This window comes from Pseudogulbenkiania ferrooxidans 2002 (assembly GCF_000174355.1).
GTDB classification, from domain to species: domain Bacteria; phylum Pseudomonadota; class Gammaproteobacteria; order Burkholderiales; family Chromobacteriaceae; genus Pseudogulbenkiania; species Pseudogulbenkiania ferrooxidans.
In genome coordinates this window covers 1-26,012 of record NZ_ACIS01000003.1, presented here as the reverse complement: position 1 = coordinate 26,012, position 26,012 = coordinate 1, and the positions used below count along the sequence as shown (strand labels likewise).

General features: G+C 63.7%; 22 protein-coding genes and 1 pseudogene. 11 read left to right on the top strand and 12 right to left on the bottom strand.

Translation table 11 applies throughout. The features are described from left to right. Positions 1-8 precede the first annotated feature (8 nt). Positions 9-218 (top strand): heavy-metal-associated domain-containing protein, encoded by a 210-nt coding sequence (locus FURADRAFT_RS05210; protein WP_008953077.1) that lies wholly within the window; start codon positions 9-11, stop codon positions 216-218. Between the two features lie 6 nt (positions 219-224). On the opposite strand, the gene FURADRAFT_RS05205 is transcribed toward FURADRAFT_RS05210, so the two are convergent. From FURADRAFT_RS05205 to lgt, 5 genes are all read right to left on the bottom strand, one after another. Then, positions 225-992: a 3',5'-cyclic-nucleotide phosphodiesterase gene (locus FURADRAFT_RS05205; RefSeq protein WP_008953076.1), complete on the bottom strand. Its 768-nt coding sequence runs from the start codon at positions 990-992 to the stop codon at positions 225-227. 79 nt (positions 993-1,071) lie between these two features. Next, positions 1,072-2,664 carry a PhnE/PtxC family ABC transporter permease gene (locus FURADRAFT_RS05200; protein WP_008953075.1) on the bottom strand — a complete coding sequence of 531 codons (1,593 nt, stop codon included), beginning with the start codon at positions 2,662-2,664 and terminating at the stop codon, positions 1,072-1,074. Then, positions 2,658-3,461: a phosphonate ABC transporter ATP-binding protein gene (locus tag FURADRAFT_RS05195; protein ID WP_008953074.1), complete on the bottom strand. Its 804-nt coding sequence runs from the start codon at positions 3,459-3,461 to the stop codon at positions 2,658-2,660. The genes FURADRAFT_RS05200 and FURADRAFT_RS05195 overlap by 7 nt, the downstream gene beginning before the upstream one ends. Beyond that, positions 3,458-4,306 (bottom strand): putative selenate ABC transporter substrate-binding protein, encoded by an 849-nt coding sequence (locus tag FURADRAFT_RS05190; RefSeq protein ID WP_008953073.1) that lies wholly within the window; start codon positions 4,304-4,306, stop codon positions 3,458-3,460. Before FURADRAFT_RS05190 ends, FURADRAFT_RS05195 begins: the two co-directional genes overlap by 4 nt. 301 nt (positions 4,307-4,607) lie before the next feature. After that, positions 4,608-5,459: a prolipoprotein diacylglyceryl transferase gene (gene lgt, locus FURADRAFT_RS05185; RefSeq protein ID WP_008953072.1), complete on the bottom strand. Its 852-nt coding sequence runs from the start codon at positions 5,457-5,459 to the stop codon at positions 4,608-4,610. 202 nt (positions 5,460-5,661) lie between these two features. On the opposite strand from lgt, the gene ilvD reads away from it, so the two are divergent. The 10 genes from ilvD to FURADRAFT_RS05140 all read left to right on the top strand — a co-directional run bounded on the left by ilvD (position 5,662) and on the right by FURADRAFT_RS05140 (position 16,902). Then, positions 5,662-7,518, top strand: coding sequence for a dihydroxy-acid dehydratase (gene ilvD / locus FURADRAFT_RS05180; protein WP_008953071.1), 1,857 nt, complete (start codon positions 5,662-5,664; stop codon positions 7,516-7,518). A 347-nt stretch (positions 7,519-7,865) separates the two neighbouring features. Then, positions 7,866-8,159, top strand: a complete 294-nt coding sequence (locus FURADRAFT_RS05175; protein WP_008953069.1) for a DUF3175 domain-containing protein — start codon at positions 7,866-7,868, stop codon at positions 8,157-8,159. A gap of 329 nt (positions 8,160-8,488) precedes the next feature. Continuing rightward, positions 8,489-8,767: a hypothetical protein gene (locus FURADRAFT_RS20450; RefSeq protein WP_150105019.1), complete on the top strand. Its 279-nt coding sequence runs from the start codon at positions 8,489-8,491 to the stop codon at positions 8,765-8,767. Positions 8,768-9,169: 402 nt separating this feature from the next. Then, positions 9,170-10,276, top strand: coding sequence for a hypothetical protein (locus tag FURADRAFT_RS05170; RefSeq protein ID WP_008953068.1), 1,107 nt, complete (start codon positions 9,170-9,172; stop codon positions 10,274-10,276). 120 nt (positions 10,277-10,396) lie between these two features. Beyond that, entirely contained in the window at positions 10,397-11,647 is a 1,251-nt protein-coding gene (glyA, locus tag FURADRAFT_RS05165) for a serine hydroxymethyltransferase (RefSeq protein WP_008953067.1), read from the top strand. 257 nt (positions 11,648-11,904) lie between these two features. Beyond that, positions 11,905-12,360 carry a transcriptional regulator NrdR gene (gene nrdR, locus FURADRAFT_RS05160; RefSeq protein ID WP_008953066.1) on the top strand — a complete coding sequence of 152 codons (456 nt, stop codon included), beginning with the start codon at positions 11,905-11,907 and terminating at the stop codon, positions 12,358-12,360. A gap of 8 nt (positions 12,361-12,368) precedes the next feature. After that, entirely contained in the window at positions 12,369-13,463 is a 1,095-nt protein-coding gene (gene ribD / locus FURADRAFT_RS05155) for a bifunctional diaminohydroxyphosphoribosylaminopyrimidine deaminase/5-amino-6-(5-phosphoribosylamino)uracil reductase RibD (protein WP_008953065.1), read from the top strand. 72 nt (positions 13,464-13,535) lie between these two features. Further along, entirely contained in the window at positions 13,536-14,576 is a 1,041-nt protein-coding gene (locus tag FURADRAFT_RS05150) for an Ldh family oxidoreductase (RefSeq protein WP_008953064.1), read from the top strand. Positions 14,577-14,610: 34 nt separating this feature from the next. After that, positions 14,611-15,264 carry a hypothetical protein gene (locus FURADRAFT_RS05145; protein ID WP_008953063.1) on the top strand — a complete coding sequence of 218 codons (654 nt, stop codon included), beginning with the start codon at positions 14,611-14,613 and terminating at the stop codon, positions 15,262-15,264. Positions 15,265-15,411: 147 nt separating this feature from the next. Continuing rightward, positions 15,412-16,902: a carboxypeptidase M32 gene (locus tag FURADRAFT_RS05140; protein ID WP_008953062.1), complete on the top strand. Its 1,491-nt coding sequence runs from the start codon at positions 15,412-15,414 to the stop codon at positions 16,900-16,902. 250 nt (positions 16,903-17,152) lie between these two features. Here FURADRAFT_RS05140 and FURADRAFT_RS05135 read toward each other — a convergent pair whose 3' ends face one another. The 7 genes and pseudogenes from FURADRAFT_RS05135 to FURADRAFT_RS05110 form a co-directional block, all read right to left on the bottom strand. Then, complete coding sequence (locus FURADRAFT_RS05135) at positions 17,153-17,629, bottom strand: YbaK/EbsC family protein (RefSeq protein WP_008953061.1); 477 nt, start codon at positions 17,627-17,629, stop codon at positions 17,153-17,155. A gap of 106 nt (positions 17,630-17,735) precedes the next feature. After that, positions 17,736-19,622, bottom strand: coding sequence for an alanine racemase (locus FURADRAFT_RS05130; protein WP_008953060.1), 1,887 nt, complete (start codon positions 19,620-19,622; stop codon positions 17,736-17,738). Between the two features lie 53 nt (positions 19,623-19,675). Further along, positions 19,676-20,443: a transporter substrate-binding domain-containing protein gene (locus FURADRAFT_RS05125; protein WP_008953059.1), complete on the bottom strand. Its 768-nt coding sequence runs from the start codon at positions 20,441-20,443 to the stop codon at positions 19,676-19,678. 526 nt (positions 20,444-20,969) lie between these two features. Beyond that, complete coding sequence (locus tag FURADRAFT_RS20445) at positions 20,970-22,025, bottom strand: hypothetical protein (RefSeq protein WP_008953058.1); 1,056 nt, start codon at positions 22,023-22,025, stop codon at positions 20,970-20,972. A gap of 161 nt (positions 22,026-22,186) precedes the next feature. Continuing rightward, a complete protein-coding gene (locus FURADRAFT_RS05120) occupies positions 22,187-23,176 on the bottom strand; it encodes a hypothetical protein (RefSeq protein ID WP_008953057.1) in 990 nt (329 codons plus the stop codon). A gap of 16 nt (positions 23,177-23,192) precedes the next feature. Beyond that, positions 23,193-24,632, bottom strand: a complete 1,440-nt coding sequence (locus FURADRAFT_RS05115; RefSeq protein ID WP_008953056.1) for a hypothetical protein — start codon at positions 24,630-24,632, stop codon at positions 23,193-23,195. Then, a pseudogene (locus FURADRAFT_RS05110) lies at positions 24,632-26,012 on the bottom strand (DUF2345 domain-containing protein); the annotation flags it as partial. The gene FURADRAFT_RS05115 and the pseudogene FURADRAFT_RS05110, both read right to left, overlap by 1 nt.

The window sequence follows — 26,012 nt, the reverse complement described above, 5'->3', positions numbered from 1 at the left end:
AGGCGAGAATGGAAGAAGTCGTGGTGAAGCTGGTAGGGCATGGCGGGCTGGACGAAGAGCGCCGGGCGGCGACCCTGTTGACCAGGCTGCCTGGCGTGGCTCAGGCCGAGGCGGGGCTGGCGGGGGGACAGGTGCGGGTATTGTTCAACCCGCACCTGCTGACGAGCGCCAGCCTGCTTGCGGTGCTCAACAATGCCGGCTTCGACGCCATCCTGTGACACGCCTTACAGTTCGATCGTCACGCCGGCCTTGAGTCGTTCCACGTGCAGGTGCGGCGGCAATACCGCTCGGATCTGCTCCATCATGCGCTCTTCCTCGCCAGGATCGAGATGGCTGATCCACAACTGCACCGCCGGTGGCAAGGGGTCGACCAGCGATGCCAGCAGCGACGGCGCCATGTGGCCGTAGCGCCGTGCCTGCGGCAGGTGGTCGTCGTCGTAGGTGACCTCGCACAGCACGTCGGACAGCGACGGCACGTGGGCGATCCATTGCCAGAACGCTGGGCAGGGGCCGCTATCGCCGCTGAACGCCAGCGCACGCCAGTCGCCTTCCACCAGCCAACCCACAGCCGGAATGCTGTGCTCGGCCGGCAAGGCCGTGGCGATAGCGCCGGGCAGGGCGACCGGGTCGCCGACCTCGATGGCCTGCAGCCGCACGTAAGGGTTTTCCGGACTGGGCGTGTCGGTGTAGTCAGGCCAGATCACGCCGTTGAACAGATGCTGCTTGACGGCGTCTAGCGTGGCCTGCTGGCTGTAGACGGTGATGCCGGGCCCGGCATGGCCGGCGTGCACGTCGGCCAACAGCGGCAGGAAGCCGCAGTGGTCGAGATGGCTGTGCGACAGCAGCACGCGCGTGATGCGCAGCAATTGCGCCACCTCCAGCGAGCCGACGCCGGTGCCGCAGTCGATCAGCGTGTGGTCGTCGAGAAGGAAACTGGTGGTGCGGGCGGGGCGGCCGATGCCGCTGGAGGCGCCCAGGATGGAGACTCGCATCGCCGTGCTCCGACAGGGAAGTGAAGTCCCGATTGTAGCCGACATGCCGGGAGGGGACTAATTAGTCCGGCATGTCGGCTCAGGCCGCGTGCCCCGTCGCCGCTTCCAGTTGCTGCCGCAGCAACCGGCTCAACTGTTCCAGCAGCCACGACAGCAGCAGCATGGCCAGGATCAGGCTGGCGGCGGTCGGCAGTTGAAACAGCGACAGCGCCAGATAGAGCTGCTGCCCCAACCCCCCCGCGCCGACGATGCCGAGCACCGCCGCCGCGCGGATGTTGTTCTCGCCGCGGTACAGCGCGTAGGCCAGCCATTGCGCCCACACTTCGGGCAGCAGGCCGTAGCAGAACGCCGTCAGCCGCCCGGCGCCGAGCACGCGCAAGGCCTGCTCCGGTGCCGGAGGGGCGTTTTCCAGCGTTTCCGCGAATAGCCGCCCCAGCACGCCGCTGGTGTGCAAGGCCAGCGCCAGCACCCCGGCCGCCGGCCCCAGGCCGACCGCCAGCACCGCCAGCGAGGCCCACAGCAGATCGGGGATGCCGCGCAGCAGGTTGAGCAGCAGCCGCGCCAGTGCCTTGGCAGGTTGGCCGAAGCGCCCGGACGCCGGCAGCGCCAGCAGGGCGGCGCCGGCAAACGCCAGCGCGGTGCCGAGGAAGGCCATCGCCAGCGTTTCCAGCGCGCCGCGCCCGATGTCGGCGAGGAGCGCCGGGCTGGCGTCCGGCGGCAGGAATTCGCTGGCGAAGCGCAGCAGGCTGGCGCCGTCGAAACCGGCCTCGCGCCACGCCGGCAGCAGCCAGGCGACGCTGGCCAGCGCCGCCAGCACGGCGGAACCGGCCAGCACGGCTCCGCCCTGGCGGCTCTCCAGCAAGCGGCGCGACAGCCGGCTGACGCCCTCGGTCCCCACCACGATCAGCAAAAAGACCAGCAGCAAGGTGCTGACTTCGCCGCCGTTCATCATCTTGATCGAGGTGTCGAGCAACTGGCCGATGCCGCCGGCGCCGACGAAGCCCATCACCGCCGAGGCGCGGATGGCGCACTCCCAGCGGTACACGCTGTAGCTGACCAGCTCCGGCAAGGCCTGCGGCAGCAGCCCGTAGCCCAGCACCTGGGGGCGTCCGGCGCCGGCGGCACAGAGCGCCCGGGCCAGGGCGCGCGGCTGCGATTCGAGGATCTCGGCGTAGACCTTGCCCAGCATGCCGCCGTAGGCCAGCCCCAGCGCCAGCACCGCCGGCAGCGAGCCGAGTCCGACGGCGCGCACGAACAGCAGCGCCCAGACGATTTCCGGCGCCCCGCGCAGCAGCACCATCACGCCGCGCAGCAGCGACTTGCCGGCTTCGGCCAACCTTGACGGCGCGGCCGCCGTCAGCGCATGGCGGTCCAGCGCACGGGTGGTGGCGAAGGCCAGCGGCAGCCCGACCAGCATCGCCAACGCCAGCCCGGCGGTGGCCGCCGCCAGGGTGGTGACGCTGGCACGCATCACTTCGCCGAGAAAGACCGCGTTGCTGGCCGGCGGCAGGAAGCCGGCGACAAAGCCGGCCAGCGTTTTCAGCGTGGCGGCGTCGAACAGCTGCAGCGGGTTGAAGCCGGTCAGCGGCAGGGTCGGCACGAGCAAGGCCAGCAGCAGCGCGCCCCACAGCAGGCGCGGCAGCAGCGCCGGGTCGCGCGGGTGGCTCAGCATCGTACCCCCCGCGGGAAGCCGGGTTCGGCATCGGCCGGGAGGGTATCGTCTTCGGCCAACCTTTCGCCGGCGTACAAGGCTTGGATCAGCCCGCCATGCACCTCGGCGCGCGGCAGATCGAACAGGATGCGGCCGCCCTGCAGGCCGATGATGCGCGGGAAATGAGCCAGCGCCAGGTCGACCGAGTGCAGGCTCATCAGCAAGGTGGCGCCGCGGGCGCGGGCATCGTCGGCGAGGCGTTTTACCGTCTCCTCGGCCAGGCGCGGATCGAGCGCTGACACCGGTTCGTCGGCCAGCATCAGGCGTGGCGCCTGGTACAGCACGCGCGCGATGCCGACCCGCTGGCGCTGCCCCCCCGACAACTGGTCGCAGCGCGCCCACAGCTTGTCGGCCAGGTCCACGCGCTGCAGCACCTCTGCCACGCCGGCGGCGTCGTGCGGCCTGAGCAGCGCCAGCAGCGAGGCCAGCGTACCCTGGCGTCCCAGCCGTCCGGCGGCCACCGCGTTGACCACGCGCTGCCGCGCCGGCAGCGGCGGCGCCTGGTAGACCGTGCCGATGTCGGCCTGCAGGGACTGCAGCTGGCGCGGCGCGCAGCGCCAGGGGTCCTGCCCCAGTACGCTGACCGTCCCTTGGCTGGGGCGATAGACGGTGTTGGCCAACAGCAGCAACGACGACTTGCCGGCGCCGGACGGGCCGATCAGCGCCGCCTGCTCGCCGTCGCCCAGTGCCAGGCTGATGTCGTCGAGGATCGTCGACCGGCCCAGACGCAGGCCGACGCGTTCGAACGTCAGGCTCACTTCAACAGGCCTGCTGCCTTGGCCGCGGACTCGATGCCCTTGTAGTTGGCCGCCTTGGTCGGGATGAACTTGCTGGCGCGTTGCAGCTCCAGGATGGCCTGCTGTTCCGGGTTCTTCGGATCGAGCTTGAGGAAGGCCTTGGTGATCTTCTGCTGCAGCTTGGCGTCGAGGTTGCCGCGCACGGTCCAGTTGTAGTCGTAATAGGCCGGGGTGGTACCGAGCAGCTTGACCTTGGTCAGATCGACCTTGCCGGCTTCCACCAGCTTGTCCCACACCGAGGCGTTGAGCACGCCGCCTTCCACCTTGCCGGAGGCCACCCAGGCCACTGTGGCGTCGTGCGCACCGGAATAGGCCACGTTCTTGAAGAAGGTTTCCGGCTTGATGCCCTGTTTCTGCAGGAAGTAGCGCGGCATCAGGTGGCCCGAGGTGGACGACGCCGAACCGAAGGCGAAGCTCTTGCCCTTGAGGTCCTTCAGCGAGTTGATGCCGGCCTCGGTGTTGGCGATGTACTTCGAGGTGAACTTGCTGTCTTCCTCGCGCTGCACCAGCGGCACCACCTTGCCGCGCTGGCTCGCCTGCACGAAGGTGAAGCCGCCGAGCCAGGCCATGTCGATCTTGTCCGAGGTCAGCGCGGTCACCACCGCGGCGTAGTCGGTCACCGGCACGAACTGCACCTTCATGCCCAGTTCCTTCTCCAGGTAGGCGCCGAGCGGGGCGAACTTGCGCTGCAGTTCAGTCGGTGCCTCGTCGGGAATGGCCGAGACCTTGAGGACGGCTTCCTCGGCGGAAGCAAGGGCGGAAACGGCCAGCAGGGCGCCGGCCATAGCAAACTTGATGGCTTTCATCGGGTGAATCTCTCGTGTCGTGCGGGCGATAAACCGCAGGCATCAAAAAAGCCAGTCTTGCCGACTGGCCGAGGGGGGCGGGCGAAAGGCCGCCGAGTGGCGAACCACTCTTAGAACCTATCCTATTAGGCGGTTGTGCCTTCACATCTTGAGTGTCGGCGGACTGCGTACAAATCTTCGATTTGCCCAGCGATTCGGAACCCTCATGTACTCCGTGTACATTCCGGTTCCTGTGCTCCGGAAACACTCAACCTGCCTTGGCTCGCACGCCTACTAGGATTAGGTTCTTAAAAAAACAATTTTAACGCGACTGGTGCCGGCCAAACCAGACAAACAGCACCACGCCCAGCACGATCATCGGCAGACTCAGCCACTGGCCCATGCTGATGGTGTAGGACTGACCGAAAATGCCGGCGTCCGGCGAGCGGAAGAACTCCGCCACAAAGCGGAAGAAGCCGTAGCCGATCAGGAACAGCGCCGAGACCTGGCCGCGCGCGCGCGGCTTGGCGCTGAACCACCACAGAATGATGAACAGCGTCAGTCCCTCCAGTGCAAACTGATACAGCTGCGAGGGGTGGCGCGGCAGTGCACCGTACTGCATCAGCTGCGCCATCAACTCGGGTGACTGCTGTGCCTGCGCCATGTCGTCGAGGCGGGCTTGCGGAAACAGCATGGCCCACGGCGCATTCGGGCTGGTCACCCGGCCCCACAGCTCGCCGTTGATGAAGTTGCCGACGCGGCCGGCCGCCAGACCCAGCGGCACCAGCGGCGCGATGAAGTCGGTCAGCTCCCAGAAGCTGCGGCCATGCTTGCGCGCAAACAGCAGCATGCCGACCAGCACCCCGAGGAAGCCGCCGTGGAACGACATCCCGCCCTTCCAGACCATCAGGATTTCCTGCGGATGGCTGAAGTAATACGCCGGCTGGTAGAACAGCACTTCACCCAGCCGCCCCCCCAGCACCACTCCCAGCACCCCGTACATCAAGAGGTCGTCCAGCAGCTTGGGTGTGAGGAAGGCATGACCCTGCTTCAGGCGGAGGTTGCCCAGCCCGATGAACAGCAGAAAACCCAACAGGTACATCAGGCCATACCAATGAACGGCGAGCGGGCCAAGCTTGATCGCCACCGGGTCGAACTGGGGATGAATGAACATTTGTCAGCGATGTGCGTTTGCGGTAAAAGAGAGATGACGAAATTATACGGAAAGCGTTCCCCCGCGTCGCGCTGCAAGCAAGGCAGCCCACGCGGCCGTTCGACATTCTGGCACCCGATGTCCGGACTGCGTCGCGGCTACCCGCCGCTGGCGTCCCTGGCGAACCGGCTTTCCGCTACCGATTGAGACTGAAGGATTCGCAATGCCCCAATACCGTTCCCGTACCTCGACTTCCGGCCGCAACATGGCGGGTGCCCGCGCCCTCTGGCGTGCCACCGGCATGAAAGACGACGACTTCGGCAAGCCGATCATCGCCATCGCCAACTCCTTTACCCAGTTCGTACCGGGCCACGTTCACCTGCAGAACATGGGCCAGCTGGTGGCGCGGGAAATCGAAAAGGCCGGCGGCGTCGCCAAGGAATTCAACACCATCGCCGTCGACGACGGCATCGCCATGGGGCACGGCGGCATGCTGTACTCGCTGCCCTCGCGCGACCTGATCGCCGACAGCGTCGAATACATGGTCAACGCCCACTGCGCCGACGCGCTGGTGTGCATCTCCAACTGCGACAAGATCACTCCCGGCATGCTGATGGCCGCGATGCGCCTCAACATCCCGGTGGTGTTCGTCTCCGGCGGCCCGATGGAAGCCGGCAAGGTGCAGTGGGGCAACGACATCCGCAAGCTGGACCTGGTCGATGCCATGGTCGAGGCGGCCAACAGCGCGGTATCCGACGAGGACGTCGACCGTGTCGAACGCTCCGCCTGCCCGACCTGCGGTTCCTGTTCCGGCATGTTCACCGCCAACTCGATGAACTGCCTGACCGAGGCGCTGGGCCTCAGCCTGCCGGGCAACGGCAGCCTGCTCGCCACCCACGCCGACCGCAAGGAACTGTTCCTCAAGGCCGGCCGCACCATTGTCGAACTGGCCCGCCGCTACTATGAGCAGGACGACGAATCGGTGCTGCCGCGCGCCATCGGCTCCAAGCAGGCGTTCGAGAACGCCATGAGCCTGGACGTGGCGATGGGCGGTTCCACCAATACCGTGCTGCATCTTTTGGCCGCCGCCAACGAAGCCGGCGTCGACTTCAAGATGGCCGACATCGACCGCATCTCGCGCGCAGTGCCGTGCCTGTCCAAGGTGGCGCCGGCCACCCAGAAGTACCATATGGAAGACGTGCACCGCGCCGGCGGCGTGGTGGCCATCCTCTCGGAGCTCGACCGCGCCGGCCTGATCCACCGCGACGTGCCGACCGTGCATAGCAAGACCCTGGCCGAAGGGCTGGAAGCCTGGGACATCCGTCGCAACGCGCCGGACAGCGAAGCACACCGCTTCTACCGCGCCGCGCCGGGCGGTGTCGCCACCACCATCGCCTTCAGCCAGAGCATGCGCTATCCGACGCTGGACGACGACCGCGCCGAAGGCTGCATCCGCGACAAGGAGCACGCCTACAGCCAGGACGGCGGGCTGGCCGTGCTGTACGGCAACATCGCCGAGCGCGGCTGCATCGTGAAGACCGCCGGCGTGGACGACTCCATCCTCAAGTTCACCGGCCGCGTGCGCATCTTTGAAAGCCAGGATGCCTCGGTAGAAGCGATTCTGGCCGACCAGATCGTCGCCGGCGACGTGGTGCTGATCCGTTACGAAGGTCCGAAGGGCGGCCCGGGCATGCAGGAAATGCTCTATCCGACCAGTTATCTCAAGTCGAAGGGGCTGGGCAAGGCGTGTGCGCTGTTGACCGACGGCCGCTTCTCCGGCGGCACCTCCGGTCTGTCTATCGGCCACGTCTCGCCGGAAGCGGCCGAAGGCGGCGCGATCGGCCTGGCGGAAGAGGGCGATACGCTGGAAATCGACATCCCGAACCGCACCATCCGCCTCGCCGTCTCCGACGAGGAACTGGCGCATCGCCGGGCCAAGATGGAAGCGCGTGGCAAGGACGCCTGGAAACCGCTAGACCGTCAACGCACGGTAAGCGCCGCGCTGCGCGCCTACGCGGCGATGACCACCAGCGCTGACACCGGCGCGGTGCGCGACGTGTCGCAGGTGGAGCACAAGTAAGTAGGGCGGATGTCCCGCAAGGCGGGGCGATCCGCCGCCAGCCTGGCAAACTTCGGCCTCTCCATTATCGAGGTGGTTAAATTGCTTGGCAGTAACAAAAACGGCAGCTCGGATGAGCTGCCGTTTTTGTTTTTCGGCTCATCCCAAAGGAACTGTCGCTTGTCCCCGTCTCTTCCGTTCCGTGCCTAGAATGGGGGGGAGGGAGTCTTGCCCCATGCCGGCTGGTGAATGATATTGGTTCTTGCCTCTTGGATTAAAGAGATGATGAACCTCGCCGGTGGTCGCTTCGTGTGTGGAATGCACCACGCTGGAGGCAGGAACATGCCTGAATCGGATTGGCGGGAACGATGGCCCAGGAACGACAGCGGTGGTCACGACAAGTGACGGAGAGCAGCAATGCGCTGGATCTGGAGACCGGTGTGTTCACGCTAGATAACCCGCGAGAGATCGCCCTGGCGCTGATGCGGTCGGCCGAGCGAAGCGACCGGCGAAAGGCAGGCCCCTTCCGCTCGGCGATGTCGATGCTCTCCTTCTATATCAACCGCGCCGGGCGCCAGCTCTCCGCACCGCAGCGCCAGCTCCTGGAGCAGGCGAAGGACGAACTGCGCGCGCTCTATGGGAAGCCGCGTCGGCAGTCGTGACGCTGGCATCCTTTTCCCGACGTTAGTGCCAATCTAAACCATTGCCTGTTGCCGGGAGACAGAAGAAGTATCAGGCCTTAGAGCTTGTTCACGATCTGTCGCAAGCCGCCCTCAGCGGGGTGAAGAGCAGTGCAGTAACCGGAATGTACGGGAGTAAATGAGGATTTCCGATCGCGGAGCGAATCCCTGTGTCTATTTTCGAGGCGCCCAGCGGAAGATTCGCACGAAGTGCACATGAGCCCCGGTCGGGGATACGCAGCAAGATCGTGAACGGGCTCTGGGTCCCTCTGAGCATATGCCAGCATCTGGTGTCGCATGCAGTCACTTTCGTGGCGGAGTTGTTGCTTCATCAGATTTTGGCGCGGGGTATCGTTATGCCATGGAACTTTTTTGGGCGCGGCTGCTCTGAACTCGACTGGCACAATCGTGCTGTCGGCGAGGTGCAGGGATGTCGTGCGAACAATTCACAACCGAACATGGAAATGTTCGGTTTTGTTTTTGTCGCACAAGAAATGAAGAATAAACTTGGTGCATCGCACAAATTTATCCGCCCCCGCTTTTGCACTGCAATGGTGCCGTTCCCGATGTGTCCGGGTAACGGCGCATGACGGGCCGGGTTCTTGCCGCGGCCGGCATAACACCAGGTAGGGCAGGGTTTTCAGCTTACTTTAAACAAAGTGGGGCTGATTTGATGAAAATCAAGGGCTTTGTCGGGAGGAAAGGCGGGGAATAGGCAAAAAAAATGCGCGGACATTTGTCCGCGCCAAGTCTACAAAGGAGAAATAGAGGAGAAACTATCAAGAAGCAATTGCTGCGTCTCAACAAGGACAGATTATCCAGATTGGTGCGGGGGCTGTCAACAGCAAAGTGTTGCAATGCACGAAAAAGATGCTTCGATGTCGCACATTGGAACATCCGAGTGTTACTAATCGAAAATCAAGTACCCCTCTCCCCGCTGGCCTGCCGCTGTGCGACAATCTTTCCTTTTATCCCTGACGCAGGATTTCCTCATGTCCATGCTGCATCCCGCTCTCCCCGATCCCCGCCTGTACTCTGATCCCATGCCCAGCAACATGCTGATTCATTACACCCTGTTGGTGTTGAATGCGGCGTCCGATAGCGACCGGGAAGCGTGCCGGGTCTCGCTCAAGCAGGCCGTGGCCGACATCCTGGAGCGCGGCGATGTGCTGACGCTGTCGGTGGCGCTGGCGATGGTGCCGTCGCAGGCCGCTTACCGTGTGCTGTGGGAAGCCCTGCGTGCCGCCGCCGAGCAGCCGGAGGGGCGCCATGCCGTGATCTTCGCCGTACCGCTGGTACTGGTGGCCGGGGCCAAGCCGGAGGCGACGTTGCCGGCGCGCATCGAGGATGTGGACGGACTGAACGCGCTACTCCGCGAGCATGGCGTGTTCGCGCCGGGGGCCGAGGTGTTCTTGTCGGGCAAGCTGCTGCACCCGGACACGGTGGCCGGCATCTCCTCGGCGCAGCTCTATCGCTTCACCCGATCGCTGGCCGATGCCGCGCGCGGTCTGCCGCTGGAGCTCGAACCGTCCGCCGTCACGGTCAGAAACGATGGCGTGTTCCTGCGTTACCTGATAGGCGTGGCGATCCAGGAGGAGGGCGAGCCGGCCCCGGTCAAGCTCGGTGGTGCGGTCGGGCCGTGGGGCATCCCACTGATGAAGTTCCTCGGCGAGCAGCTGAAAACCGACGGTGTGACGCTGTTCCCGATCGCACGTCCGCCGCAGGCGCTGCTGCAGGCCATAGTGGCGGGCGGCAGCGCGCGCCAGGAAGTGACGTTGCAGGCCTTTGCCAGCAGCATGATCCGCAAGCTGCGCGATATGGGGCAGGAGCCGGTGGCGGTGCTGTCCGCGCATGAGAATGGCGAGCTGCGTTGCACCATCTCCGCTCCGGGCGACGAGAAGAACTGGGAGGGCTTCGTCTGGCAGCTGTCGCCGCTGGATTCGGTGCCGCTGATCGCGTCGCAGTTCTGCGAACTGATGGCCGAGTGCCGGGTGAGTGACGTGCGCGTGGTGCCACAGGTACAGCCGGATCAGCAGAACGGCATTCCGCTGTTCCTGACCGCCGACGATATCCCGGCGCCGGGTTCGACGCTGCAGTGAATGATGTCTCGGGACATGAGCCGGATTCATGCTCATGTCCCGAATTGCTCATACCAATGGGCCGCGCATTTGAGGTAAAATCGCGCATCTCGATTAACCCTTTGATTGGAAGAGTCAAAGATGTTTGCAGCCGATCTGACGATCGCCAAGTACGATCCGGAACTGTCCGCGGCGATGGACGCCGAATACCGCCGTCAGGAAGACCATGTCGAACTGATCGCCTCCGAAAACTACGTCAGCCCTGCCGTGATGGAAGCCCAAGGTTCCGTCCTGACCAACAAGTACGCCGAAGGCTACCCGGGCAAGCGCTACTACGGCGGCTGTGAACACGTCGACGTGGTGGAGCAGCTGGCGATCGACCGCCTCAAGGCGCTGTTCGGCGCCGAGTACGCCAACGTGCAGCCGCATTCCGGCTCGCAGGCCAACCAGGCGGTGTACGTGTCGGTGCTGAAGCCGGGCGACACCATCCTCGGCATGAGCCTGGCGCACGGCGGTCACCTGACCCACGGCGCGTCGGTGAACATCTCCGGCAAACTGTACAACGTGGTGCCGTACGGCCTGGACGAGAACGAAGTGCTGGACTACGACGCCGTCGAGCGTCTGGCGCGCGAACACAAGCCGAAGATGATCGTGGCCGGTGCTTCCGCCTACGCGCTGGAAATCGACTGGGCGCGTTTCCGCAAGATCGCCGACGAAGTGGGTGCCTATCTGTTCGTCGACATGGCTCACTATGCCGGCCTGGTGGCCGCCGGTGAGTACCCGAACCCGGTGCCGTTCGCCGACTTCGTCACCACCACCACGCACAAGACCCTGCGCGGCCCGCGCGGCGGCGTGATCCTGGCCAAGGCGGAATACGAGAAGGCGCTGAATTCGGCGATCTTCCCGTGCCTGCAGGGCGGTCCGCTGATGCACGTCATCGCCGCCAAGGCCGTGGCCTTCAAGGAAGCCGCGTCGCCGGAGTTCAAGGCCTACGCCCAGCAGGTCAAGCAGAACGCCAAGGTGATGGCCGAGACCCTGATCGAGCGCGGTCTGCGCATCGTGTCGGGTAAAACCGAGTCGCACGTGTTCCTGGTCGACCTGCGAGCCAAGAGCATTACCGGCAAGGACGCCGAAGCCGCCCTGGGCCGCGCCCACATCACCGTCAACAAGAACGCCATCCCGAACGACCCGGAAAAGCCGTTCGTGACCTCCGGCGTCCGTATCGGCACCCCGGCCATGACCAGCCGCGGCTTCGGCGAGGCGGAAGCGAAGCTGCTGGCCAACCTGATCGCCGACGTGCTGGAAGCGCCGAACGACGAGGCCGTGACCGCGCGCGTGGCTGGTGAAGTCCAGGCGCTGTGCCAGCGCCTGCCGGTGTACGCGGCCAAGTAAGCCAATTGTCACGCCTGTGTGATACTGAAAGCGGCCTTCGGGCCGCTTTTGTTTTTTCGGGCAGGGGTTTAAGGCGGCGCGGTGGTGTCCGGTGCTCGTCCTGGTGGGCCGATTGGAGTAGGCCCGAACGAGGTGGAGCGGCGCGGCGGCACCGCGCGGCGACGCGCTCTCTTGACGAGCGTCAGAAACGGTGGCGTTAACGCTCCCGACCTTTGCTGATACCATCGTAGGATTATTACTAGCCAGGTCGTCACATCATGAAATGTCCGTTTTGCGGCAACGCCGACACCCAGGTGATCGATTCCCGCGTCAGCGAAGACGGCACCAGCATCCGCCGCCGCCGCCGCTGCCTGGCGTGTGAAAAGCGGTTTACCACCTTCGAAACCGCCGACGTGCGCATGCCGCAGGTGGTGAAGTCGGGTGGGCATCGTTCCGAGTTCGATGTCGAGCGGGTGCGCACCAGCTTCCTGCGCGCGCTGCACAAGCGCCCGGTGCCGACCGCGCTGGTCGACGACGCCATCGACCGTATCTGCCACCGCCTGCTGCAGCTGGGCGAGCGCGAGGTCAGTTCGCGCCAGATCGGCGAGATGGTGATGAATGAGTTGGCGAAACTGGATAAAGTAGCCTATATCCGTTTTGCCTCGGTATATCGCAGTTTCCAGGACGTCTCGGAGTTTTCCGAGGCGATCAAGGAAATCCAGAAATCCTCGTGAGAGAGCCCATGACGTTTTCCGCGGTTGACCACGCCATGATGGCGCAGGCACTGAGGTTGGCCGAACAAGGCCTGTACACCACCACGCCGAACCCCCGGGTCGGCTGTGTCGTCGTGCGTGACGGCGAGGTCGTGGGCGAGGGCTGGCATATCGCGGCCGGCACCCCGCATGCCGAGGTGCACGCCCTGCGCATGGCGGGCGAGCTCGCGCGCGGCGCCACCGCCTACGTGACGCTGGAGCCGTGCAGCCACTATGGGCGCACCCCGCCGTGTGCCAAGGGCCTGATCGAGGCCGGTGTCGGCCGCGTGGTGGCGGCGATGCAGGATCCGTATCACGAAGTGGCCGGGCGTGGCCTGGATATGTTGCGCGCTGCTGGCATCGAGGTGGCGGTGGGCTTGCTGGAGGCCGAGGCGCGGCGCCTCAACAAGGGTTTCTTGTCGCGCGCCGAGCGCGGCCGGCCGTGGGTGACGCTGAAGGCGGCCGCCTCGCTGGACGGCAAGACCGCCTTGTTGAACGGCGCCAGCCAGTGGATTACCGGCCCCGATGCGCGGCGCGACGTGCATCGCCTGCGCGCCCGTTCCTGCGCCATCCTGACCGGCAGCGGGACGGTGCTGGCGGACGATCCGCAGCTGACAGTGCGCGAGGTGTTTACCCCGCGCCAGCCGCGGCGGGTGGTGGTGGACAGCCGGTTGCAGACGTCGCCTGGGGCGCGCATCTACCGCGACGGCGAAACCATCCTTGCCACGGCGGTCGCCGACGCGGCGCGCCACCAGCCTTACCTGGAGCAGGGGGTGACGGTGTGGGTGCTGGGCGATACCGCCGGCCGGGTCGATCTGGCCGCCCTGCTGGCGCGCCTGGCGCAGGAAGGCGTGGGTGAGCTGATGGTCGAGGCGGGGGCCGGGCTCAACGGCGCCTTGCTGCAGGCCGGGCTGGTCGACGAGATCATGCTGTACCTGGCGCCGACGCTGCTGGGCGACGCGGCGCAGGGTTTGTTTGGCTGGCCGGTGCTGGAGTCGCTGGCCGGGAAAAGGAATGTGGTGGTCCGTGACCTGCGCATGGTGGGTCAGGACGTGCGACTGGAGTTGGCAATACCGTCCTGCTGAGCGTGAGTGGCGGATCGGTCGATGAGGGAAGTGGCAGCAGCACAAAAAATCAAAACATAAAGGAGGATGACGATGAAACTGGCAGCAAAGCAGCTGGAGCATGTGTCCCGACTGGTGTTGAAAGCCCTGGGTTGCAAGGAAAAAGAAGCCGTCATAGTCAGCCGGCACCTGGTCGAGGCCAATCTGCGTGGCCACCCCAGCCACGGCATCGGCATGCTGCCGTTTTACGTCGCCAGCGTCCGCAACAAGACGCTGCGTCCCAACCAGGCGGCCCGGCTGGTGCGTGACGCCGGGGCGATCCTGCAGTTTTCCGGCGAGCGCGGTTTCGGCCAGCGCGTCGCGCGCGAGGCGGTGGATGCCGCCATCTGGCGCGTGCGGGAAACCGGGGTGGCCCTGCTCACGGTGCGCAACGCCCATCACATGGGGCGCATCGGCTGCTACGGCGAGCAGCTGGCCAACGCCGGCCTGGTCGGGCTGTTCTTCGTCAACGTCACCGACGTGCACACGCCGATGGTGTCGCCGTTTGGCGGGACCGCCGGACGCTTCGGCGGCAATCCGATCTGCATCGCCTTTCCGGGCACCGACAAGCACCCGGCCTTCATCCTCGATTTCGCCACCAGCCGGGTGTCCTACGGCAAGACGCGGGTGGCCTATCTGGCCGGGCAGCGTTTCGAGGAGCCGGTGCTGCAGAACCACGCCGGCCATCCCTCCCATGACCCGCGCGTGATGTGGGAGGAGCCGCAGGGCACGCTACGGCCGATGGCGCACCACAAGGGCGGCGGCTTGCTCGCCGCCACCGAGTTTCTTGCCGGGCTGCTCTCGGGCGGCGGCACCTCGCAGCCGGGAGCGGCCGCGCCAGGGTGGCATCCTGAACCAGATGACGGCGTTCGTGGTCGACCCGGCGCAAACCGGCTCGCTGCCGTGGCTGCAGGCCGAGTACGATGCCATGACCGAGTACATCAAGTCGTCGCCGGCGCAGGAAGGTGGCGACCCGGTGCAGATGGGCGGGGGAGCCGGAGGCGCGCCGACGTGCCGATCATCTGGCTAATGGCATCGAGTTTTCCGACAATGAATGGAATGTCATCCGCACCGCCGCGCTCGAGGCCGGGGTGATGGCGCATCAGCTGGACGAAGCACAGGAGCTGGCATGAAGGACATCGAGGACGCCCTCGAGGCGTACCTGAACCTGATTCACCGCAAGGGGGCCACCGAGCAGGTGGTGTCGGAGCGCCGCCAGCTGTTGAAGAAGCTGACGGCGCTGCTCGACGGCCACCCCAAGGATATCGAGTTGTTCCGGCGGGCGGTGGACGTCTACCTCGAGCGCTGCCCGCACGAGGACCGGGTCACCGCGCTGACCTGCGCGCGCGAATACTATTACTTCTGGCTGGGCGACATAAAGAAGCTGGCCGAGCTGACCTCCCGTTCCGGCTTCACCATCCACAACCCGCGCATGGACATCGCGGCCTCGCTGGACGAGCTGCTGCAGCGCATGAAGCAAGCGGGTTTCGACCGCTTTCCGCCGTCGTTGGAAATCTACCTCGGCAAGCTGTTCGAGGGGGGCATGAAGGAGCGCCAGATCGCGCCGCGCGAGCAGATTCTCAAGGCCATGCTGTACCTGCTCGACGGCCAGCCCTACAAGCCGGAAAACTACCGCATCGTGGTCGACGCCATGCTGTTGCAGTTGACGTTCGACGACAACGAGTCGCGCGTCGCCTTCCTGCAGCTGGCGCGCGAGTACTTCTACTACTGGCTGTCGTTCCCGCCCGCCGCCGAACGCAGCACCATGATGACCCCGTTCTGAGCGGGCGTCGCCTTCGCCCGCCGCTGCCGCGCGTGCTCCTTTTTCGTCTTGAACGCGCGTAGGCGGGTGGAATGCGGCATCGGCGCCGCGTTCTCGTTTCCCGTGCGATTTGGAATTACACTGTCCGGCACGACACCGGGAGCCGCCATGACCACTCTTTCCGCCTATTCCGCGCTCGCGGAACGCTTCACCCGCCTCTACCGTTACCACCACCTCCACGCCATCGCCTCGTGGGACCAGGCCACGATGATGCCGGCCAAGGGCAACGAAGCCCGGGCTGCGGCGTTGGCCGAGCTGCAGGTGCTGATCCATCGCACCCTGACCGAGCCGGGCCTGGCGGGCCAGATCGCCGCCGCCGAGGACGAGCCGCTGGACGACATGGAGCGCGCCAACCTGCGCGAGATCCGCCGCAGCTGGGAGCAGGCCAACCTGCTGCCCGAGGCGCTGGTGGAGGCCAAGGCGCTGGCGGGCTCGCGCTGCGAACACGCCTGGCGCACGCAGCGCCCGGCCAACGACTGGCCGGGGTTTCTCGCCAATTTCCGCGAGGTGGTGCGGCTGTCGCGCGAGGAGGCGCAAAGGTTGGCCGAGGCCACCGGGGTGCGTCCCTACGACGCGCTGATGGACAAGTTCGAGCCCGGCATGAGCAGTGCCGAGATCGAGCGGGTGTTCGAGGAAGTGAAGGGCTGGTTGCCCGGACTGATCCGGCAGGTGCGGGAACGCCAGGAAGGGGAAACCGTACTGGCCCCGGCCGGGCCGTTTGCGGTCGAGCGGCAGCGCGCGCTCGGGCTCGACGTGATGAAGCTGCTCGGTTTCGATTTCGACGGCGGCCGGCTCGACGTCAGCGTGCACCCGTTCTGTGGCGGTGTCGCCGAGGACGTGCGCATCACCACGCGCTACCGCGAGGACGACTTCGTGCAGAGCCTGATGGGCATCGTGCACGAGACCGGGCATGCCCGCTACGAGCAGGGACTGCCGCGCGACTGGCTCAGCCAGCCGGTGGGGCAGGCGCGTTCGATGGGCATCCACGAAAGCCAGAGCCTGTCGTTCGAGATGCAGCTCGGGCGCAGCCCGGCCTTCCTCGAACTGATCGCGCCGCTGGTGCGACGGCATCTGGGCGAACAGGAGGCGTTCTCTTCGGCCAACCTGGCGCGGCTCTACACCCGGGTGCAGCCCGGCTTCATCCGCGTCGACGCCGACGAGCTGACCTACCCGGCGCACATCATCCTGCGCTTCGAGATCGAGCGCGCGCTGATCGAGGGCGAGATCGAGGCCGAGGACATCCCTGCGTTGTGGGACGAGAAGATGCAGGCCTACCTCGGCGTCGACACGCGCGGCAACTTCCGCGACGGTTGCCTGCAGGACATTCACTGGACCGACGGCAGCTTCGGCTATTTCCCCAGCTACACGCTGGGGGCGATGTACGCCGCGCAGTATTTCGCCGCCCTGCGCCGGCAACAGCCAGACTTGGACGCACAGATCGCCGCCGGCAATCTGGCCCCGGTGTTCGATTGGCTGGACCGGCACATCTGGTCCCAGGGCAGCCGCTGGGAGACCGGCGAACTGGTGGAACGCGCCACCGGCGAGGCGCTCAATCCGGCCTATTTCCGCGCCCACCTGGAGCGGCGCTACCTCGGCTGAGCGGTGCTGGTCTGATAAATGAAAAACCCGACGCCACAGCGTCGGGTTTCAGGCTGCAGGCCACGTGTTTTGATGCGTTTTTACAGGACCCGGCAGAGCCGGGCCTCGCCACCTAAGTATTTAATTCCGGCCACTGCTCGTCGATTTCCAATCCCTCGCAGAGATTGGCTCAGCGATAGATTGGCACGCCGTCCGTCCTTGCCCTGTAAGGGCGCCTCGCTACGCTCGAGAGGATTGGCTGGTGGTTGCTTCAGGCGGGTTCCACCACCGGCTGGCACACCGCAACCCACTCGCCGCCGACCACTTCGGCCAACCTTTGCGGGCTGATGCGTACCGCGGTGTGCACGCCGCCGGCCGCCGGCATCACCTCGTCGAAGTCCCTGAGCGATTCGTCCAGATAGACCGGCAGCGGCGTGGCCAGGCCGAACGGGCAGACCCCGCCGACCGGATGCCCGGTCAGCCGTTCCACATCCTCGCCCGGCAGCATGCGGCCCTTGCCGAAGGTCTCCTTGAACTTGCGGTTGTCGATGCGGGCATCGCCGCGCGCCACCACCAGAACCACCCGTTCGTCGGCGAGACGGAACGCCAGCGTCTTGGCGATGCGCCCCGGCTCGACGCCGTGCGCCTCGGCCGCCAGCGCCACGGTGGCGGTGCTGGTGTCGAGTTCGATGATGGGGATGTCGTGCCCGGATTGGGCAAAGAAATCGCGGACGGATTGCAGGCTCATGGACGTCTCGGCTGGCAGGAATGGAACCGCCCATTATAAAGGCTGGGTGGCCGAGTGCAGGAGGGGAGCGGCGGCAAAGGCCGCCCTCGTGGATGGCAAAGCGGCGTTACACGGTCGCCGTACCGATCTTCTTGACCACCTTGCGTCCCAAGAGCGAGGCCAGGAGACCGTTGACGAAACGGGCCAGCCGTCCGCCGGCGTCGGCTTCGGCGGACAGGCCGCCGAGCGAGACGGTCTGCAACAGGCCGCTCTCGTGGATCAGCTCCATCGCGAAGTGCGCTTCGCGATAGGTCAGCCCGCCCAGGTGGGTCGGGTCGTCGCGTCCCAGGTCGCGGCCGTCCATGACGTCGATATCGAAGTGCACGTGCAGCCCGACCACCCCCTGGCCGACCGCGGCGATGGTTTTTGGCATCAGGCTCGCCAGGCCGTGGCGGTCGATCTCGTCGATGGTGATCAGCCGCACGCCGTAGTCGTCGAGCAGCGCCTTGTCCTCCAGGCTGGTGTGGCGCACGCCGATCAGCACGGTGTTTTCCAGGCTCGGTCCGCGCTTCTGCTTCTTCAGTGTGAGCAGCCGGTCGATGTTGCCACGCGAGGTGAACACGATGGCGCCGGTGTCCTGGCCCGCGACGTGGCCGACCGGGATCGGCGTGTCGTACCAGGTGCCGCCGCTCAGGATCAGCGGGATCTGCCGGAACGAGCGGTAGAACAGGCCGTACAGGTCGTCGTTGTCGACCGGCGCCTTCCAGAAGAAGCTGTCGGCACTCTTCTTGCCGTGCTCGATGCACTCGTGCCCGATCGGCTCCAGTTCCTCGCGCAGGCCGCTGAGCAGCAGGTGGCTCGCGAGCGGCTCACAAGCATCGGTCAGCTTTTCCACCAGGTTGAACAGCTTGATCACGATCGCCTTCGCCGCTTCGGCGCGGCGCAGGCGGTATTCTTTTGCCACGTAGGGTGAGGTCATCGCCATCAGGAGCGCGCCATAGTCCAGCGTGAAGGCGACGCTGTCGCCCAGTCGGTAGGCCGCCTCTGCCGCGCTGGCGTCGACGATCAGATGGTCGCTGCTGGCACCCAGTACCTGCAGACGCTCGTCGGTGGGACGTAGCCCCTCGGGGGCGATGTCCTCGCGTCCCATGGCCAGGATCAGCCGGCGCGCAGGGCGATCTTCGCCGTCGAACACCGGGCGGCGGCCGAAGGCGTCCTCGCCGGACAGCCCGTAGGGGCGCGACGGCTTGGTCTTGGCTTCGATCACGTCTGCCGTCAGGGTGTAGGCGTCCTTGTGCAACTTTCCATACAGCCCCGGCGGAGTGGGTGATTCGGCCAGCATGATGCTGGCGCCCAGGCGCAGGTGGTTGATGCCTGCCGGCAGCTGTCCCTGTTCCAAGAGCGGAAGCGAGAAGGTGTTGCCGCCTGAGACGATGGGTAGTTCGATGGCGTGGCGACGGCGGATTTCATCGGCGAGATAGGCCAGATTGGACAGGTTGTCGACGGTGGGCTGGATGCCGCCGACGCAGGCCAGGTTGGTACCGACCCCGATCAGACGCACCCCGGCGAGCGCCAGGATCTGTTCGACGTAGTCCATGGTCTCGTGGGGCAGGATGCCCTCGCGCAGGTCGCCCAGGTCGATCATCAGCACGACATCGTGCACCACGCCGAGCTGTACTGCCGCACGCGACAGCGCCTGCAGCGTCTGCAGTTCCGAGTTGAGGCTGATATCGGCGTGGCGCACCACCTGTTCCGCCTCGGCCGGGGCCGGGGCGCGGATCAGCATCAGCGGCACGGAGATGCCGTCGCGCCGCAGCCGCACGATGTTGTCGAGGCGCGAGTCGGCGATCTGCGCCACCCCGCCGCGTACCATGGCACGCGCTACCCGAGGCGAGCCACAGGCCGACTTGGTGACGCCGGCGACCTGGATGCCCTGCGTCCGGCAGGCCTCGACCAGCACTCTTGTGTTTTCTTCGATACGATCAAGATCGATGATGATGCGAGGACCTGCCATGCCTGTGCTCCACTGCGTTGAACGTCGAATCGGTTACGGTGCGGTTGGCGTTATCAGCTACCGTAGATGTCGAAGTTGAAGTATTTCTTCTGCACCTTCTGGTACACGCCGTTGCTGCGGATGGTCTCGATCGCCTTGTTCAAGCGCTCGCGCAGCGCGTTGTTGCCCTTCTTCACGGCGATGCCGGCACCGTAGCCGAAATACCTGGTATCGGAAATCCCCGGACCGGCAAAGGCGTAGGCCGGCGTGCCGCCGCGCTTCAGGAATTCGCTATCGGCCACGACCTGGTCGACGAACACGCCGTCCAGCCGCTCGGTCTTCAAGTCGAGAAAGGCCTCGGTGACCTTGCCGTAATTGACGATCTGTACCCCCTTTTTGCCCCAGTGGTCCTTGGCATAGCGCTCCTCGGTCGAGGCGCGCAGCACGCCGATGCGCTTGCCGCTGAAGTCGTCCTTGGTCACCTTGACCACGCCGCTCTTGGTGACCATGCGGCTCGGCGTCTGGTAGTAGCGGTTGGTGAAGTCGACCGCCCTCTTGCGCTCGTCGGTGATCTGCATCGAAGAGAGAATGGCGTCGAACTTGCCGGCATTGAGGGCCGGTATCAGACCGTCCCACTCCTGCGGCACGATCTCGCAGGTCGCTTTCATCGCCTCGCACAGCGACAGCGCGATATCCACGTCGAACCCTTCCAGATGACCGTCGGCCGCCTGCTTGGCGAAGGGTGGGTAGTTACCGTCAATGCCGAATCGGATCGTTTCCGCCTGGGCCATCAGCGGGACCATGGACACAGCCAGCAACAGCGATAGTGCAGTCTTTCTCATGTCATTCTCCTCCGGTTCTCTTTGGTCGCTCCCCCCTTTTGGTGGAGGGTAGGCGGGTTCAGAGTGTCACAAGGGGGAGGGGGGGCTCAATAGCCCTTTTTCTGATCAATAAATGACTTTGGCATTGATGTTTTTTGCATTTGGCTGCAAGGCTTGCAGAATGGAGAACGGCCAAAAATTGTATTTTGTATACAAAAAAAGGGTGTCGTGTTTGTCTTGGGTGATGTCGCAAATCCGTAATGCAAAATGAAGGTAAATGGGGGGGGAGGTCAGTTCGGCAGCAAGTGGTGTTTAGTAGGGAATATACCTGCAGGCACAGGTGAACCATGTGGAGTCTCAATCGGTAACGGCAGAAGGTTGGTTAGCATGAGCATGCAGCGGGCAACGTTTAGGCTTATTCTGCTGCGCAATACCTGATGGTGGAACTGTCATGATGTCGCCCGCCGCAAACCTTTAGTCTGCGAGAAACATGCCTTACTGAAATTAAGCAGCCAGCTTCCACGACGTTATCGCGGTAGCCTTCGGCTTATTGTTGACGATTGTTCGCTAGCAAGATAAAGACCACAACAGCCAGCGTTGACCACCAATAGTTCTTGAATAAATAAAATAGTGCAGTACCAAATCCAATCAGTAATGCCAGGGTCCGTACAAAAGAAATTGTGCTGTGCAAGAAAATTTTTCTGGCCGGAGGCATAACTGTAGTGTCGAATGGCGTTTGAGATAGGGTGGTAACATTTTTCCACTCGGTGGTAGCGGGGGTATTAGAGGCATCGCTTTGATTAGCCAGTGCCAGTAAGCAACGATACTGCCAGTACTGAATTTTGTCATGCCATGCACCCAGTGCATTTTGTTCTTCTCTGCTGAACGTCCAGAATGGGCTATTATCATTCTTGCCATGGGTGAAGTTTTGATACCAACTATCCAGACGATTCAAGAGCTGTAGCAGCATATGGCCGCATTCGGACGCTGGGTTATAGGGAGTCAGCGGCAATGCTTGCCATTCGATACTCACGGTATATGGCCCGATATATGGTTGGCAAGGCGCAGCCTGCCACGACCGCCAAATGCGGCGTACTTCTTCCAGTGGGCTATTCATTACCTGTTCCAGGCATTGGGTCTTCAGTTCGCTCCAGTCCGTGGTATTGATCTCCGTCCAAGGAGGCGATAATGGCTTTTGCCAGTAAGTATCGATTGGAGCCGCCCAGTGGGCACAATGCGGGTAATGGCTGCTAATGCTAGTAAAAAGCACAGGTTCTTTTTGCCTTATCCATAACTCCGTTTCTTCACCACCTAAACACAGTAGTGCACCCAGGGAAGGAGGTGACTCAATATGTGGAAAATATGCCAGTAAACGTTCGTCGTTTAGCAAAACAAGGCGCGAAATGCCTCGCTGGCGCATGAAAAGCAGCCATTGAATATAGTCCGCTGTCCACAGTGGCCCTTCTTGGTCACGAAACTGAATCGCCACGTCAGCAAATGCGGCATGCTGATGAAAATCTTCCAGTGTTAAACGATCAGCCAAAAAGGCATTTCCGTAAGCACAAAGGGCCACCGCGCGGCAATCGGCTTCACACAGACTCATACAAAGCCATTCCTGAGTTCAGTTCGCCGTACTTAATAGTGATTTTTGTCATGGCATCCGTTGCCGATGGCTGCTTTCTCATCGCTTATCGCTGTTAGCCTCGCCATGTCTAGGCATGCTGTCTTTATATGGGGCAAAGGTGGATATATGGTGGCCAACGTTTACTCGGCTTCGCGATACCAGATGGTGGCGCCGTAGCGGGAATCGGGGTAGTCCGGCATCACGTCGCCCGCTGCGAAGCGCTGCCGCGCATTCGGCTTGGCGGGAGTCCACCAGAGCCCTGCCTGCGGGCAGGGCTGGCCAGCTTCGACGCGACCACTGCTGGGTTTGTCCTTGGGATAGAAGCCTTCTGGCGGTACGGCGATGAAGCGGTTGGGTATGCGGCGGATCAGCGTCCAGGTGTCGGGCACGACGTCTTGCTCATCGATCCAGTCGCCATACTCGTCTTTCGTTAGCCCTTGCCTGACCTCGATTTCGGCTTCTCCAGGTAAAGTACCCCGCCCGACGTGCAGAAACTGGGCTGCCACATTGTCCACATTGGGCAAATAGATGCCACATTCGGGTACCTTGTCGCCGGGACGGATCACCACGGTGGGGTCCAGTTCATACAGCGGAATGTATTCGGGGAGGCAAATATCAGCCCCTCCCAGCACGCCCTCCAGAACTCCATTAAGCTTATTGAAGTCAAGGCTCCAGCTTAAATCACCAGCTTGCCATGAGCCACTGAGCGTTGCCCCAGTCGTGCTATCAAGCGGGATGGCCTTGTAAAGTGCATCCCAAAACGCCGTGCCCAGCTGTTTCGGCATCCAGCTGGCGTCGAACTCGCCAATGCCCTTGTTGATGTAGTCGCCCTGAAGTCCAACCCCCCCCCGGAATGCCTGCGGGTCGTCGTGGCTGCGCAGGATGCAACCTTTGATTAGCCTGTCACGACTGTTGCGCAGATTGGGTAGCACCCGCCCGCCCCAGACGATGTCCGGTTGCAGGCTGGTATGACGGCGGCGCAGGTCGGCCGGTGCCTGTTGCATATAGTCGTCCAGGCATTGCTCTCCGAGTTTTACTGCTTCGATCATCGCGTCGCGAATATTGCAAAAGTGCTCCAGCGAGGTCAGGTATTCCAGCAGGTAGCATTCCTGCGGGTGAAGTTGGGCCATGGTATTGATGTCCTGTCTAGTTACCGTACCAGTTGTGGGTCAGGCGAGGAATGCCGATAAAGGCATCGCTGTCGCTGGGAAACTCGCCGTCGGTGTAGCCCCAGCCGGTAGGCTGGCGCTTGCCGGTGTATTCCTTTTGAAGCTGCGTTGGGTCCACCACGATTTGTACGCTGCCGCCTTGAAGTTTGATCAACTCGTCTGCTTCGGATGCCTGTGTCGCTGCGCGGCCTTCCCACACTTTGAGCGGGGCACCGGGTGGCACGGTGTAGGTGACGTATTCGCCGTTGTCGTTCCAGCCCTTCCATACCGCGAAGCGCCGTCGCCAGTCGGCCTTGCTCTTTAGCGCCTTGAATTCGGCCTCGCGCATCCAGCAGTAGCTGTTGTCGTTGGACTTGGGGTCTACCACCCGGTAGAGGGTTTCGCCGGGCATCACCTCGCTGGCTCGCATGCTGTTATCGAAGGTATTGAATTTGCGTTTTAGCGTGCCGTTGGGACTGTTTTTTTCGATATTGGGCCAGCCGGCGCGGATTTTGTCGTGAGCCGAAAGAGGTAGATTTCTAAGCGGTCGAAATGCAACTTTTTCTGTGATATCCGCCCACTCGGGTTTGTGCTGACGGATCAGCGCCGCCTCGGTGGCTTCATCGATGCGCCGGAAGGTGTGCGGGTTGGTTTTATCCACCACCGCGCGGTAGGCTTTGTCGCCCTCGATATCCAATCGACGCGCCAGCCGCCCCAGCGTTTCATTCAGCGGTCCGATGGCTTTCTTCAAGCCGTCATTAGCCTTGTTGCGCACGTCGGCAATCAACTGGATGGTGTTTTGTACCGGTTGCTTGATTGATGCCGGTCCCCAGTCCGCCGCCCGCTGCAGGATGGCTTTGGCAACCCCAGCCAGTTTGTCGTAGGCCGTCAGCAGCTGGTTCAGCTTGATCTTGGCCTGCAGCTTACGTACCTGCTCGGCAAGGTAACGGTAGGGGTTATAAATGCGCAGCACACTCAGCGTCTTGCGTACTGCTGGCTGGTCTAGCAGCTTGTTCAGGCCACCAATGGCTGATTCAAAGGCCTTCTTGTCGGCGATTTTCCCGGCCATGTTAAAACCGGCCTTGCGCAGGTACAGGAACATCACCTTGCACGCACCCTTGGCAAAGGAGCCCAGTACAGGGAACAGGCCGACCAAGGTCAGTGCCAACGCTACCCAGGCACCGGTGTTGTTGCTGTCTTTCGAGATGTTGCGGCAGTTCGCCACCAGGTCGCGCACATCGCAGATCTGGTCCACGAAGGGGATCATGGAGATCAATGTGCCGGTGACGACTTGGCCAGTGCTCTGATTGTCGTTGAAGTCTCCCTGGATCACCGCCCAAATCCATAGGCCAGTTGCCTGCAATTTGTCGCCGGCACTATCTAGCCAACTCTTGGGGGCGCTTTGAAACCAGGCCAGAGCCTGTTCCAGCTCATCCATTACGTATTCCCTCCATTACCGCCAGCGGGTAATTTTTGTTCAATCTGTTGCTGCAGCAGGGAGAGTGGATCTACTTCGGCTTCCGGTTTCGGTGACGGCAATTCGTAAGACACTTGCGCAGGTTCCAGCGGGACAGCCTGGTGGCGTTGGCCAACCCCGGCCTGGTCCAAGGTGCCGGCCAGAGTCATACCGCCATCGAAGCGGATTTTGTATTTGGCATCAGCAATGGGCTTGCCTTCTGCATCCATCAGGCTGGCGGCAATCCAGTGCTTGCCGGGTTGGGGGAGTGGCGGAAAGCTGACGGGCAGAGTGGCCGGTCCAGTCAGCGCATGATCCGCCCCTTTGATGCTGACGGTATCCGGGCAGTGGATGTCGATATTGCCGCCCGAAAGCCGGATGTAACCGCCGCCGCTGGTGAGCAGGATGTCGTGCTTGGCGCTGATCACCACCTTGCCCTTGCAGGAGGTGATGGTCACATCCCTGTCTGCAGTCAGCTCCATCGCATCGCTCTGCGCCTGGACCTGCACCTTGCCCTTGGCCGCGATCAGCTTGAGGCTGATTGAGTCCTTCACTCCGGCGACGAACAGGCTGATGTGCTGCCCCACGTTGTGCAGCCAGCGCCGGCCCGAGGTCTGCTGGGTGTCGCGCTGGGCTATTTGGTCGAGATTGGTGCCGGCGGCCAGGGTGAGGCTGTTGTCGGTGGTCGCGGCGAGGCCGGCCGGGGCGCTGAGGATCATCAGCGGTTGTTGGCCGGCGACCGAGCGAGGTAGCGAAGCGTCGCGAGGGAATGACTCGTTGGCAGCTTTGCTGTCTTTGTCGGTGTTGGTTCCCGCCTCCCACGCTTTCAGTGCCTGCACGTGGTGTTGCAGGTGGCCGTCGGCTTTGTTCGCGCCTTTGCCGTTGTCGGGCTTGATCTCGGTGGGCCCGGTTTCGACAGAGTCGGCCAGCTGCGCGGTAGCGGTCTCGCCCAGCGATTGGCTCAGGCTCAGCGCGGCGTCGAGCTGGCTTTGCGCGCCGTCGCGCGCCAGTTGTTTGCCGGAGGCTGAGGGCTGCGCTTCGGTGCTGAGCAGCAGGCCGTGGCCGGCGCGGATGGCGCCGTGGCGGTCGGTGCGCAGTTCGAAGCCCTCGCCGCGCGGCGTGGCTTTGCCGTCGGTTCTGGGGTGGGTGAGGTAGCCCTGGTTGAGCTGCGTCTGGCCGTGCTCGCTGCTGAGCTTGGCGCGCACTTCGCCAGGTGTGTCGTCGAACAGCAGTTCGTTGTACTGGCCGCCCTGGTGCTCTTTCGACTTGATGCCGGACAGGGTCTTGTTGGCCGGCAGGTTGCCGGCGCCGCTGAAGGCGGGCGGCGGGTGGCTGCCGTGTACAGCACGCCGGTGATGACCG